The sequence below is a fragment of the Candidatus Cryosericum hinesii genome (assembly GCF_003570985.1).
In the GTDB taxonomy this organism is placed as follows: domain Bacteria; phylum Caldisericota; class Caldisericia; order Cryosericales; family Cryosericaceae; genus Cryosericum; species Cryosericum hinesii.
Genome location: NZ_QXIW01000031.1, coordinates 171,066 through 184,072, shown reverse-complemented (window position 1 = coordinate 184,072; position 13,007 = coordinate 171,066). Strand labels below are relative to the sequence as shown.

Here is a 13,007-nt window from a genome sequence, read left to right as displayed (position 1 = left end):
CTAGCCACATGAGGCCAACTACCACCACAAGAAGCACGACTGTGATTATGCGAGCGGTACGACGCTTCTGTGGTTGTTTGTTCATGTTCATCTCTTGCCCTCCGTCTTCCCTTCTTGATCCAATGGTGGATAGGAACCCGGTCACCAGCGCCGTCAGCGCGCCACATCTGTACGGCGTCGCAGCGGAAATCCTCCCCTCGTTCTGTCAGTTTTCCCAGTACCGTGTGTCTTTGGTGTCGATGTAGCCCCATTTGCCGTTGAGTCCCTGTTTGCCGTTGAGTTGGACTTGCGCAAGACCCTCGCTGAAGGGATTTGCCCAATCATAGACTGCCGGTATCACCATGGTCCCTTTGGTGTCGATGTAGCCCCATTTGCCGTTGAGTCTAACGGGCGCAAGACCCTCGCTGAAGGAACTTCCGTCGTTATAGACTGCCGGTATCACCATGGTCCCTTTGGTGTCGATGAAGCCCCATTTGCCGTCGAGTACAACAAGTGCAAGACCCTCGATGAAGGGACCTCCGTCGTCATAGACGGCCGGTATGACCATGTTCCCTTTGGTGTCGACGAAGCCACATTTGCTGTTGAGGTGGACGGGCGCAAGACCATCGATGAAGGGACCTACACTGTCATAAACAGTGGGGATGACCATCTTCCCCTTGGTGTCGATGTAGCCCCATTTGCCGTCGAGACCAACAGCCGCAAGACCATCGCTGAAGAGAAGTACGTTGTCATAAGCAGCAGGTATCACCATGGTCCCTTTGGTGTCGATGTAGCCCCATTTGCTGTTGAGGTGGACGGATGCAAGACCCTTGATGAAGGGATCTACACTGTCATAGACTGCCGGTATGACCATGGTCCCTTTGGTGTCGATGTAGCCCCATTTGCCGTCGAGACCAACAGCCGCAAGACCATCGGTGAAGGAACCTCCGCCGTCGTCATAGACTGCCGGTATGACCATCTTCCCTTTGGTGTCGATGTAGCCACATTTGCCGTTGAGTACAACACCCGCCAGACCATCGCCAAAGGGACCTGCCCCATCATAGGCAGCCGGTATTGCCATCTTCCCCTTGGTATCGATGAAGCCGAATTTGCTGTTGAGGTGGACGGGAGCAAGACCCTCGCTGAAGAGATCTACACTGTCATAAACAGTGGGGATGACCATTTTCCGGTCTCGATTGCAGAATCCCCATTTATCACCCTTTCGGTAGGGGATGAGCGCTACAACCTTCTCGTCCTTGCCAGCACGTGTTCTGATCACCTGGTACACGGCAAAAGACGAAAACAGTAAAACCAGCACAATAACAATCGGCAGAATGACTTTAAGGCTGGAATACTTGCGCTCCTTTTTCTCGTTTGTTTTCATTTTTTATCTCCGATTCCCCTGTTGTTCAACAGTGGACAGAAACCCGTTCACCAGCACCGTCAGTGCGCAGCTTCTTCTCATAGACCTGTCCGGTATGCCCTTCTTACCTTTTGTATCACCCACAGGATCAGCAATGTGATCAGGAGAAGGCTTCCCCAGACCAGGACGAGATCAAGAAAGTAGTTGGGCCAGATCATGTGGGTGGGGTTCTCGAGAGGAGACAGAAGATGGGTACTTCCGGCAGAGAAGCCGATCTTCATGTGTCCTATCTCGCTCCCAAACTCCCACGTCTGATTCTGATACAGGAAGGGGAACGGCAATCCCTTGGGTATGTGCGAGGCCGCATCTGCTGTTGTGACTGTCTGCTCCCTGTATAATGACCGGAACAGCAGCAGGTTTGCTGTTACCCAGGTCACGAGGCCAATCGTCCAATAGGTACCTCGCCTTGTAAGAATATTGGTTGATTTCTCCTCAGGGGATTTCGTTGTCGTCACAATGTATGCCTCCTGCGCCTAGTTCCACAGATCGACTTTGCCATCTGATGCAATGACAAAGAATCCTTTGTCGACGGGTTGCAACACAAACAGGTTGTCAGTATGAGTCTGGCCCCAAACCACCTGCGAGATGCGCTTGCTCCACAATTCCTTACCTGTAGTTGGGTCAAGAGCTGCCACCAGTCCGCCGCCATCCTGAACGTACAGGACATCTCTCGTCGTTGTCAGCATCATGTCCGGATAGAGGTCATACAACTTCCCCATATCGGGACCGTCTGTGATAGGCGTTTTGTATGATGCAAACTGCTGTATCCATGCTTCCTTCCCTGTTGCAAGGTCAAGAGCCATGAGCGTTCCACTGCTATCTTGAATGTAAAGATGGGCGTGATCGACAGCGAAGTGAATGGGGTTCAGAATATGTTCCACCCCAATTTTATGAGTCCACAGCAGCTTCGTCGTGGTGGAGATTCCTGCTCCGACGGTCCATACATCTATCCGCTGTTCTTGCCAGTCCCTGGAGACTGGGACTATCAACATGTTCCCCTGTTTGACGAGGTTCTCTGCGTGCCCGCTGAACTGCTCGGTCCACAATATCTTGTTCGTACCGAGATCAATAGCCGTAAGCAAAGAAACAGTCGGGGATTCAGGGATACTTGTATACAGAATCCCCCCGTCGCACAACAATTGACTGCTTGCCCCCGAATATGGGGAGAACACCGGGTAGTTGACGAAATCAAGCATTCCGGCGGTTGTTATGTCCCGCGCCCGTATTTCAGCCCCACGACCAATTGCTTGTTCAATCCCATTACTGTAATTACCAAGCGATGGATTTCTCCTTTCTTCATCACATAGGAGATACATCGTGTCCTTAGTGTGATCTTGCTGGTCAACATTTACAGCGATATTGCTGAGAACATTGGTATAGAGAGTTCCAACTGCCTCAAGGCCAATGTCCTGTTCGGTTACTCCTGTTGCCTTGTCAAGATAGACAACGAATGGATCTATCTGTCCGGGCACACCTTGCGATTCTTGCCTGATGAAGAACAGGTACTTGCCATCTGTCGTGAACGTTGCGTTCGATGATATGTAAATGTCAGCATTTGTCGGTACTGACCAAAGCTTCTTCCCCGTTGCCTGGTCCCATGCAGTCGTCCATTGAGTCAAGTCGTCATGGTACGAGAAGGTATATAGCGCACCATCCAGGAACTGTGGTATGCCGGCACAACTGTCATTGCCCAGGTTCAGATTTTCAGTGGCGTATGATGCGGCGACTTTTGTGGGTGCCGTAAGGAGACCGTTTACATCGACAAAGGTGCTATTGACAGTGCCCGACGCTGTCTGGTGCCGGCATCCTGTCATGGCAATACTGAGCAGTGCCAGCACGAGCAGTCCCGTGATGACCCATGGACGTTTCTGTGATTGTCTGTTCGTGGTCATTTCCTGCCCCCCATTCCTTGACCTGATGGTGGACAGGAACCCGGTCACCAGAGCCGTCAGCGCGCCGTATCGTTGCGGCGTCGCAGCGGAGGTCATACCCTCCACTACAAATATAACGCGGTGGTGATGTTTTTGCTAATCGACAGGACAGAAAGCCCGAGTGAGCTGGACGGCTGGCTTGCCCACAGATCTGTTCCAGGTTGCATGTCTCTCGTTTTGTGTACTATACTAAACAAGGAGGCTTCATGGAGAATCTGCCAGACGAACTGGTCCAACTGATCGACCGCTTCAAGGAACACCTGGAGCAGTACAAGGGTGCTTGGTACGACGAGGCCAACACACGTACTGACTTCATCGATCGCCTGTTTGAGCTGTTGGGTTGGGACGTCGCCAACACGGCCGGCTATGCCGAGCAGTACCGCGAGGTCATCCGAGAGGACAAGGTCAGCATCGAGGGCGGCACCAAAGCCCCTGATTACTGCTTTCGTATCGGCGGCAGCCGCAAGTTCTTCTTGGAGGCCAAGAAACCGTCAGTCGACCTCCGTTCCGACCCCAGTCCCGCCTATCAGCTGCGCCGCTATGCGTACTCAATCAGACTGCCGCTGTCCATTCTGACGAACTTCCGTGAGTTTGCCGTCTACGACACGCGCATCAAGCCCAACCCAAACGACGGAGCCTCGGCCGCGCGAATCCAGTACTTCACCTTCGAGGCGTACCCCGACAAGTGGGCCTTCCTCACCAGCACCTTCTCCCGTGAGGCAATCCTGCATGGCGCGTTCGACAAATATGCCGAGGAGAGCATTGAGGACTTAATTTCCCAGTCGTGTTCCACGCTCGGAGATCCGGAAACGCCCGGCACAACGACTGCGGAAGCACATCAGGAGATGCTCGGCCATCTCAGCGACATGCTTGGTTTTCACATCGACCGCATTGTCAAGGACGACGTTGACCCCGACCCGATGTTCTGGATGGAGGTCAACGGGTCGCGTCGCGTACGTATCGGAACAGTCGATGTCATCGTTCAGCTCCGGAAGTTCTCCAACAAGGTACTAAGCACGGTCGGCGAGATGATCCCCGATTTTGACCGACAGCAGTGGAGGAAGATCGCGACCCTTATCGTCAAGTGTGCTGAAACAGCAGAGGGTATCACGGACGGACAGTTCGAGGACAGCACCAAATCTTTTGTGAGAGAGTATTTGCTGGCAGCTAAGATTGGAGAAGACGCCAACGAAGCAATGACATTAGGCGGGCCGTTTCTAAAGGATGACTACGTGTACATTTCTCTTGAGTCGCTGAAGAAGTGGTTGTACTACACGCGGCATCAGGACATCAAAGACCAGACTCTTGCACAGTATTTGTCAAACGTGGGGTGTGCGAGCAAGCAGTTCACGTTCACGCTGCGCTCCACTGGTAAACAGGTAGGCCGTCGCGTGTGGTCTGTCCCCCCGGAACTTGTGCCGCACTCTCACAGAAGCTGACATGGCTGGAGTAGCAGCAAGTGAGAAGCTAGCCTTCAGCTGCAGATCGCTGCCGTCGATCGCGCCATCGACTCCCTTGTCTTCCGGCTGTATGAACTCTCGCCCAAGAAAGAGGAGATACTCGGAGGAGTGAACCCGGACCAAGGAGGCCAAAGTGATTGATGACAAGTACCTGAAGATTCTTGCGGCCATTTACTATCTCAGCCGCCAAAGACCTACCAGCTCCGTCTTCCCTTCGATCCAAGTCGCCGAGACTATTGGAGTCGACCATGACGCGATGCTTCCAGATCTGCGGTATCTTCAGAGCGCAGGCCTGTTGACAGCCCAATGGGTAGGGACGGTTCAGGCGCTGCTGGCCCTAACCTCAAAAGGCACCGATTACGTCGAATCCCCGTTGGATGCTCTGCGTACTGTGGAGAAATCCCTGATACAGACAAACACGATCAACGTTGGTGGCAATTTCAATGCCATTGAGTCTACAGTCGTGCAGATGAACAGCGGCACCATTTCAGAAGCTGACGCAAACATCGTGCGAGACAGCTTCGACACAGTAGTTGGACAATTACCCTCTGACTTGGCCGCATCGCAGGAACTTCGGAAGAACCGAGAAACTCTCAATACAAAACTCCAAGCTGGCGACCGGCTTGCAGCAGCCGGAATCATATCCGGTCTCGCCAAGGTTGTCTCGATAGCGAAAGATTCCGCGGTCCTGATTCAGTCGCTGCCCATCATCTACCATGGAATTCGACTGCTATTCCACCTGCCATAGTCAGTGTGATGAACAGTCAGCTCCTCGAAGTATCGATTTCGGCCGTTGCTCGACAGTGGTCTCATCGGCGAACTCGCTAGGCGATACATGACAACAAGCGGCAATAGAAACGCCTTCGGGCTGCGAGAACTTCTTGGCGCAGCAGATCACAATCGCAAGATGAATATTGCATTACTGCCAAGCTGGTATTCGGCATTCGAGGAGATCATCATCGCGCACAACGGCTTGATGACACCAGGGCTAATTACTGGGCTCACCGGCAAACCGGGAGTCGTGTTCATGCTCACCAACTACGCCTTTTCCTACTTTGTTGCTGCCGTCGATATGGTCTTCTCCGGCCAACTGCCAGCCTGCTATGCTCTCCTGCGTATGTGCATCGAATGCATTGTGTATGCTCACGCCATTGTGGGCTCACCTGATCTTGGCAAAGTGTGGATACGACGCTACGACACTCGGTCCAACAAAACTCAGTTCAAGGTCAAGTTCAAGATTACCAACCTTATCGATGCCTTGCCCACTGGGGGAATCGTGCCAAGCACTTATGTGAAGGAGTTGTACGAGAGGACCGTAAGCTACGGAGGACATCCCAATCGAGACGGTGTATTAGCGGTTGGCAGGTGGATAAAGTCTGAGCGAGCTACGAGGATCGAGGTCGGCCTGTTCACGACAGGCAAACCCCTGCTGCTGGCTCTGAAGACCGTGGCTGAGATCGGATACGTCATGACCGCCCTAGGAGGCCTGATCTTCGGGGTCCAGCTTGCACCTCAAACCCTGCCTGAACGGATACAGCTGTTGTGTAAGCAGGGACTCCCCGATGAACTTGCGAGGGAAAGCGGGAGCCTAGCAGACATCACCGCACCGGGCGCACAGGACAAGCCCCTGCTTTGACGACGACCGCGGGGCTCTCTCCACGAGAAATTCCCTCATTTGTCAATTGATGCGGGATGTCTTCCATCCTGAAGTCATGAAGCTCGCAAACCTCTGATTGTTCCATGGCTTTTCAGCACTACCATTCTCTAGAAAGGAGGTGATACAAATGGGAAAGACATCAGGACTGAAACCAGGCTCCATAACTCCCGCCAGTGGTCAATACGAGGAGATTGGGCCAAGGGGCGGCAAGGGACCCGAGGTTACCAGTGTACAGGGAAAACCGTTGCCGCCGACTCAGAAGCCGGGGTCGACCTATACGTTGGTTGACCCGACAAAGAACGAGAGCGGCAAGGGCAAGTAGGACACAATCCAGCATACACAGATCAATCAGAGGGCGGACTGAGGCTCTGGTGACCATATGCGCGGGGATGAAGTCAGTATGGACTCCAGGGCAATTCATCCCTGTGGTCTTGACATTAATCCCATTGCGGTTTACATTATGTGCAGTCTGCACATAATGTAAACCAACGTGATGAGATGCGGTCAACCGATCTGGGGAGGCGTTGCCATGGAGATTGGCAGCAGACTACGTGTAGCTCGCAAGCAGAAGGGACTGTCCGTGCGAAAGCTGGGAGAGATCGTGGGTGTAAGCGGGGTTGCTGTATCCAAATATGAACGTGATCTGGACATGCCAAGTTCAGGCGTCCTCATGCGCCTGTGCCAAGCGCTAGATCTCAGCCTGGAACGACTGTTCCGATCGACTGCTGTTGTCCTGTCGGAACCAGCATACCGCAAGCGTTCGGACCTGGCGGTCAAGGAGTGCAAGGCCATCATGACGGCCGTTCAGGACAAGGCAGAGCGTTACAGCGAAGCCGAGGAGCTGGCACAACGTCACGAAAAGCTGAAGTTGCCCGTATTGAGTATCAGCGATGCCGCAGATGTGGAAGACGCGGCCAAGAGACTACGTTCTGATTGGCACTTGGGCCATGATGCCATTCCGAGCATGGTGGCACTGCTGGAAGACCACGAGATCCAGGTCATCGAGTTGACTGCGCATGATCACTTCGATGCCTGTGCTCTGGAATCCGACGGTCGGCCCTTCGTCGTCGTTCGTACAGGAGCTCCCGTCGATCGAGTCCGATTCACGCTCGCCCACGAGCTGGCTCACCTGGTCCTGCAACATCCGTCAGGTAAGGTGCCAGAGGGGCTGGCCAACCGCTTCGCGGGGGCATTTCTCGTTCCTGCTGATACTGCAATGCGCGAACTCGGTGAGCACCGCGATCACCTGAGCAAGGTTGAGCTGCAACTGCTGAAGGCGAAGTACGGTCTCAGTATGAGTGGATGGATTCACCGCGCAGCGGACCTCAAGATCATCACGCCCGCCGAAAACGTTCGATGGCAGAAGCTGCGCAATCTGGAGGGATGGCGGACAGAAGAACCTCCTTGCGGACTGACGCCCGAGACGCCACAGCGGATGGAGCGCATGGTCATGCGCGCGTATGCTGAGGGTGAAGTCACGGGAATGCGTGCGGCCGAGCTGCTTGGTTGGAGCCTGGAGAAGGTTCTCGGTAACGGAGAAGGGCATGCCGATCTACTCGTCGCTGAGCCTGGTCATTGACAGCAATATCTGGATATATCTGTACTATTGCGGTCTGGTTGACGCCGCCTTCAGATTGGGCTCACTTCACGATCCAGATCTGATGCTCACCAACGAACTCCTCACTCAACTGTCCTGGCAAGATCTGCAGGACAAGGGTACTACACTCGATGAGCTCACGTCAGACAGCATGAGGACTCTCGCCGAGATCAAAGCCACTACTCGAGGGGTCTCGGTATGCGACGTCGCGTGCCTTGTGCTGTCAGAACAGATGGGTATTCCTCTAGCCACTCATGACACCGATCTGCACAAGCTGGCGCAGACGCGGAATGTGCCTTGTTACAACTTCGACGCATTCCTTGATCTCATGGTGACAGCAGACATCATCGACAGTAAGACCCGACAAGCTGCTATTGACATCCTCGTCAGGATCGGTGAGAGACCAGAATAGGCAACTAAAGCTTATGTCCCTGAACACAGACTAGCAACGCAGTCCATTCTCGACTTGACTCTCTGTGAGATTGCACAATACTTAAGAAAATTTTAAGGGTTGCGCAAATGGGAAAGACACAGGAATCGGAACGCAACATACGAACCATTGCCTCTCGCCAGCAGGGATACTTCACTGCCAAGCAAGCTCTTGAAGCTGGTTACTCCTATGCCACTCAGTACTACCAGGCGGCATCGGCGAATTGGATCCGCGAGGAACGAGGCATCTATCGCTTTGCGGACTATCCGGCAACTGACCGACCAGACCTGGTGCTGTGGTCTCTGTGGTCAAGCAACCGAAAGGGCAAGCCTCAGGGTGTGTTTTCCCATGAGACAACCCTTTCCATCCATGACCTCTCTGATGTTATGCCGGCACATCTCCACATGACGGTTCCGCCATCGTTCAGGAAGTCGGCCAAGATACCCAAGGTCCTCGTCATCCACCGTGCCATACTTGCGGCCACTGACATCCAGGAGATGGATGGGTACAGCGTCACGCGGCCCCTGAGAACCATCATCGATGTCGCCTCCCTGGAGACCGTGTCTGCCGAACTTCTTGAGCAGGCTGTGCGACAAGCTCTCCAGCGCGGGCTGGTGAAGCGTGACGATCTGGCCAAAGCTGCTGAACTGAACCCGTCGTCGCGCTTAGCGGAGATCATGCAGAGCAATGTCTTGTTGCCCTGCCGAGTGACCCGGCATAGAATACTGCCATGAAATACTGCGTCATCGATGCGTTTGCAGGCATTCTGGCCAAAGGGGCCGAAGAGGAGGTTTGATATGCCATTGAAGAAGGGGTATGGCAAGAAGACGGTTGGGGAGAACATCAAGACCGAACTCAAGGCCGGCCGTCCTCAGAAACAGGCCGTAGCAATTGCACTTTCTGTGGCAAGGAAGGCCAAGAAGAGCCACGGCAAGTAGCAGAACGTACGTAGATGGTCCGGAGCATCTGGACGATCTCGTCAGTGCAGACTGGGACGGCAGGTGAGTTGAGCTGTGGCTCCAGGACAACCTCACAGAGGCATTGCTATTGTGTTTCAGGAACAATGACATTGCGTGACGAGGCTTCTGGTCATAGAATATTAACATGAAATACTACATCATCGATGCGTTTACCAATAGGTTATTTGCTGGGAATCCGGCAGCAGTGTGCCTCCTGCAGGAACCGCTGGCGGACGAGGTCATGGCATCCATCGCACGAGAGATGAACCTGTCGGAGACAGCGTTCGTCCTGTGGGAGAACGACGCCTGGCGACTGCGGTGGTTCACGCCGACGGTGGAAGTGCCATTGTGCGGCCACGGGACCCTTGCTACTGCCCGGGCGTTGCGAGAGGCCGGTATCGTGACAGACGGCGAGGTCTACTTCCGCAGTTTGAGTGGAGACCTTGCCGCCCGGTACCAGGAAGACCAGATCGAGCTCGACTTCCCATCGCTGCCTCCCACGCCTGCGCCCGTCCCCGAAGCGGTCCTCGACGCCCTGAGAATCAACACGGCACCCAGTTGGAGCGGTGTCAACGATCACGACTACTGGCTGCTCGACCTTGGGTCGGCAGCAGCCGTGCGGGCCCTGACACCCGACCGTGCAGCCACGATGGCAATCGACCTGCCCGGCATCATCGTCACAGGAGCGGGTGATGCGCCGTATGACTTCACGTCTCGCTTCTTCGCGCCCGCCGACGGCATCTTCGAGGACCCAGTCACCGGCTCTGCACACGCTGCCCTGGCGCCTTACTGGAGCAACGTGCTCGGCAAGACCGACTTCCTTGCCTTCCAGGCCTCCTCACGCGGGGGCATTCTGAAGGTACGCCTGGCAGGTGACCGCGTGCTCATCGCGGGCGAAACGGTCGTGGTGGCCACAGGAGACCTGCGCATTCCCTGAGGCATTACCTGCAACAACACGCCTGCAGACAACGGTAGGGTTGGATTCCTGCATGCGCCGAAAGCACCCCTCGTATTGAAAAGAAATACTCGGGGGGGAATGACGTATCACACCACTGATGCCCCGCTCCTGACCCTCACACATATTCCCACCCTCCTTCAGCGCTGCCGGGGGTCGGCAGCGCTGAACTATTTCTGGATACCCCGCATCAGCAAAATCTAACCCATTGCGTTACCTCTATGAGGAGATGAGGCAAATGCGCGTAGAGGGGTAGGGGAAAGTTTGGCTTGCTGGAAACATTTGACCCAGCAATGGGAGTAACTCCACCATAAAACGGAGAACAGATGAGACACATGCATGTAAGCAGCAAGACAAAAAAGTTCTTGTTCATCATCATTCCAGTAATTGCCATATTCAGCGTTGCACTCCTTCTCTGGCGGCCATGGTACACACCAAAACCATATTCTTCTCTTCCACCCGATCCATGGGCGCGCCTTCAGTATGCCCATTCGGAACTACAGGAGTCCCAGAAACTGGCAGACAGCGGCAAACGTGCCGATCTCCTGGATCCACGGAAAACACTGTCCTCTTTTATTGCAACAGATGCTTCAGGAGAGGGTTCTTTCGATTTGCGACCTCAATTCAGCAACTTAAACATCACACACGTTCAGTCCATCCAGGATTATGGAAAGGACCCAAAGAATGGGGATCGCTTGTTTCTGGTTACGTTTTCAGAGCAAACAAATGTTGTCGTCTTCAGACTGCGGCAACTCCTTGGCACAGAACCGACTAAGATCTGGTCTGTCCTCGGCTATCTGATCACTTCAAGTTCCTCTTCACGTGCCTCATATAGTACAAGCTGGCAGGAATCTGACGGTCCGTTTATCAGCGGTCTATGACTCGGGCCGGGCTCATCGCCCGACTTATCTGCTGCAACACTGCCAACAAGACGTGATACTGTAAATTGCTTATGAGACTCTTTTTGAGGAGCAAAAGGGACATGGATCGGAAACAACCAGGAAAAACAGCTACATACCACGGTTCATCTGGGTTCTATGTTCCAGATCCTCACCAGACACAACACAGATCTCCACCGCGGATGCATCGGCGCAAAAAAGGATGTCTGACCGTTGTCCTTGTCCTGATCCTTGCGATCGGATCACTGATGTGGTACCGGTCGCAGGCGGCTGCACGTGGAGATGTCACGCCTCCGACGCTCAACACACCGTTCAGCATTCAGCATCCGATTGCCTCCATCCGGGCACGCGACGCCGAACAGGCAACGTGGAGCGCGATATCGGCTCAGGACCCGACCGCCATGGAACACGAACTGACTTTGGAGGATGCCTTCTTTCGTCGTGCTACGACCCAGGCAAGGGAGTGGCAGGTCCTGCTGCTGGCAACGCCACAGCAACTTGCACCGCCACTGATTGGAACACTTGTCGTTACCTCACCGTTTGGCCTGCGCGAACATCCCATTATTGGCCAGGAGCTTGAACATCACGGCGCCGACTTGGTTGCGGCAACCGGCACGCCAGTCATGGCAGCCGCGCGTGGTGTTGTCGTCTGGCGTGGCAACAAACTGGGATACGGCAACTGCATCGTCATACGTCATGGGACGCACCTGTCCACCATCTACGGCCACCTGAGCCACATTGGCGTGGACACCGGACAATCGGTCAGCAAAGGAGAAGTCATAGGACTGTCAGGTTCCACGGGCTTCAGCACTGGGCCCCATTTGCATTTTGAAGTGCGCAACAACGGTACGCCAGTTAATCCCCTGCCGCTCCTGGCACCCAGTGTGTCTGTGAGATCATCAGATCAATGCTACAGTAGTGGAGGCGAGCTATGGAACCTGTACAGAGACATATACATATAAGCAGGAAGACAAAGAAGCTCTTGTTTATCATCATTCCAGTAATTGCCGTACTCGGCGTTGCGCTTCTCGTCTGGCGACCATGGTACACGCCAAAGCCGTACGTCACGCCTGATCCCTGGGTACACATTTCATATTCCCACGAGGAACTGCAACAAGCCCAGAAACTGGCAGACAGCGGCAAACGCTCTGACCTTCTGGATCCACAGAAGACACTGACCTCTTTTGTTGCAACGGATGCTTCGGGAGAGGGTTCTTTCGATTTGCGGCCTCAATTCAACTACCTGAGCATCACACATGTTCAGTCCATCCAGGATGAGGGAAAGGATCCAAACAATGGGGATCGTTTGTTTCTGGTTACGTTTTCGCAGCAAGAAAACGTCGTCGTCTTCAGACTGCGGCAACTCCTTGGCACAGAGCAGACCAAGATCTGGTCCGTCATCGGCTATCTGATCACTTCAAGTTCCTCTTCAGGTGCCACTTATAGTACAACTTGGCAGGAATCTGACGGTCCGTTTATCAGTGGTCAATGACTCCAGCCGGGCTAGCTGCCCTGCTTATCTACGACAGCATATGCTCCGGCAAAGTCGCTGATCACAAGTCCTTTTAGCTGCGTTGTATCGACGATCTGGACAACGCGTCCTTCGACGGTATTCACGATTGCTGTCAGATCAGGATCGGTTTCTTTAGCTTGCTGCAAGCGCACGGCAACGAGCGTTCCTGACGAAGCAACCTGCTGTGAGGAAGAAGACGCACGA

14 protein-coding genes are annotated in these 13,007 nt (G+C 54.1%); 11 read left to right on the top strand and 3 right to left on the bottom strand.

From position 1 onward, the window contains the following. Positions 1-205: 205 nt before the first annotated feature. The 3 genes from SMC3_RS07450 to SMC3_RS07440 form a co-directional block, all read right to left on the bottom strand. The gene (locus tag SMC3_RS07450) at positions 206-1,363 is read right to left on the bottom strand and encodes a WG repeat-containing protein (RefSeq protein WP_119089978.1); all 1,158 of its coding nucleotides are present in this window, start codon (positions 1,361-1,363) and stop codon (positions 206-208) included. Between the two features lie 77 nt (positions 1,364-1,440). Beyond that, positions 1,441-1,857, bottom strand: coding sequence for a hypothetical protein (locus SMC3_RS07445; RefSeq protein ID WP_119089977.1), 417 nt, complete (start codon positions 1,855-1,857; stop codon positions 1,441-1,443). An 18-nt stretch (positions 1,858-1,875) separates the two neighbouring features. Beyond that, a complete protein-coding gene (locus tag SMC3_RS07440) occupies positions 1,876-3,390 on the bottom strand; it encodes a PQQ-binding-like beta-propeller repeat protein (RefSeq protein WP_119089976.1) in 1,515 nt (504 codons plus the stop codon). A gap of 149 nt (positions 3,391-3,539) precedes the next feature. Between SMC3_RS07440 and SMC3_RS07435 the strand changes: the two genes are divergently transcribed. From SMC3_RS07435 to SMC3_RS07385, 11 genes are all read left to right on the top strand, one after another. Beyond that, positions 3,540-4,772 carry a type I restriction endonuclease gene (locus SMC3_RS07435; protein WP_119087196.1) on the top strand — a complete coding sequence of 411 codons (1,233 nt, stop codon included), beginning with the start codon at positions 3,540-3,542 and terminating at the stop codon, positions 4,770-4,772. 154 nt (positions 4,773-4,926) lie between these two features. Continuing rightward, on the top strand, positions 4,927-5,541 hold the full coding sequence (locus SMC3_RS07430; RefSeq protein WP_119087195.1) for a hypothetical protein: 615 nt from the start codon (positions 4,927-4,929) through the stop codon (positions 5,539-5,541). A gap of 159 nt (positions 5,542-5,700) precedes the next feature. After that, complete coding sequence (locus SMC3_RS07425; RefSeq protein WP_126850811.1) at positions 5,701-6,429, top strand: hypothetical protein; 729 nt, start codon at positions 5,701-5,703, stop codon at positions 6,427-6,429. A 148-nt stretch (positions 6,430-6,577) separates the two neighbouring features. Continuing rightward, a complete protein-coding gene (locus SMC3_RS07420) occupies positions 6,578-6,772 on the top strand; it encodes a hypothetical protein (RefSeq protein WP_119087193.1) in 195 nt (64 codons plus the stop codon). A gap of 207 nt (positions 6,773-6,979) precedes the next feature. Then, a complete protein-coding gene (locus SMC3_RS07415) occupies positions 6,980-8,029 on the top strand; it encodes a helix-turn-helix domain-containing protein (protein WP_165846670.1) in 1,050 nt (349 codons plus the stop codon). Further along, positions 7,995-8,459, top strand: coding sequence for a hypothetical protein (locus tag SMC3_RS07410; RefSeq protein ID WP_119087191.1), 465 nt, complete (start codon positions 7,995-7,997; stop codon positions 8,457-8,459). The genes SMC3_RS07415 and SMC3_RS07410 overlap by 35 nt, the downstream gene beginning before the upstream one ends. Before the next feature lie 107 nt (positions 8,460-8,566). After that, a complete protein-coding gene (locus SMC3_RS07405; protein WP_119087190.1) occupies positions 8,567-9,211 on the top strand; it encodes a type IV toxin-antitoxin system AbiEi family antitoxin domain-containing protein in 645 nt (214 codons plus the stop codon). 63 nt (positions 9,212-9,274) lie between these two features. Next, the gene (locus SMC3_RS09405) at positions 9,275-9,415 is read left to right on the top strand and encodes a hypothetical protein (RefSeq protein WP_165846669.1); all 141 of its coding nucleotides are present in this window, start codon (positions 9,275-9,277) and stop codon (positions 9,413-9,415) included. Positions 9,416-9,581: 166 nt separating this feature from the next. Beyond that, positions 9,582-10,373 carry a PhzF family phenazine biosynthesis protein gene (locus SMC3_RS07400; RefSeq protein WP_119087189.1) on the top strand — a complete coding sequence of 264 codons (792 nt, stop codon included), beginning with the start codon at positions 9,582-9,584 and terminating at the stop codon, positions 10,371-10,373. 1,000 nt (positions 10,374-11,373) lie between these two features. Then, positions 11,374-12,252, top strand: a complete 879-nt coding sequence (locus tag SMC3_RS07390) for a M23 family metallopeptidase (protein WP_207799716.1) — start codon at positions 11,374-11,376, stop codon at positions 12,250-12,252. Further along, entirely contained in the window at positions 12,222-12,782 is a 561-nt protein-coding gene (locus SMC3_RS07385; protein WP_119087186.1) for a hypothetical protein, read from the top strand. Before SMC3_RS07390 ends, SMC3_RS07385 begins: the two co-directional genes overlap by 31 nt. Positions 12,783-13,007 lie beyond the last annotated feature (225 nt).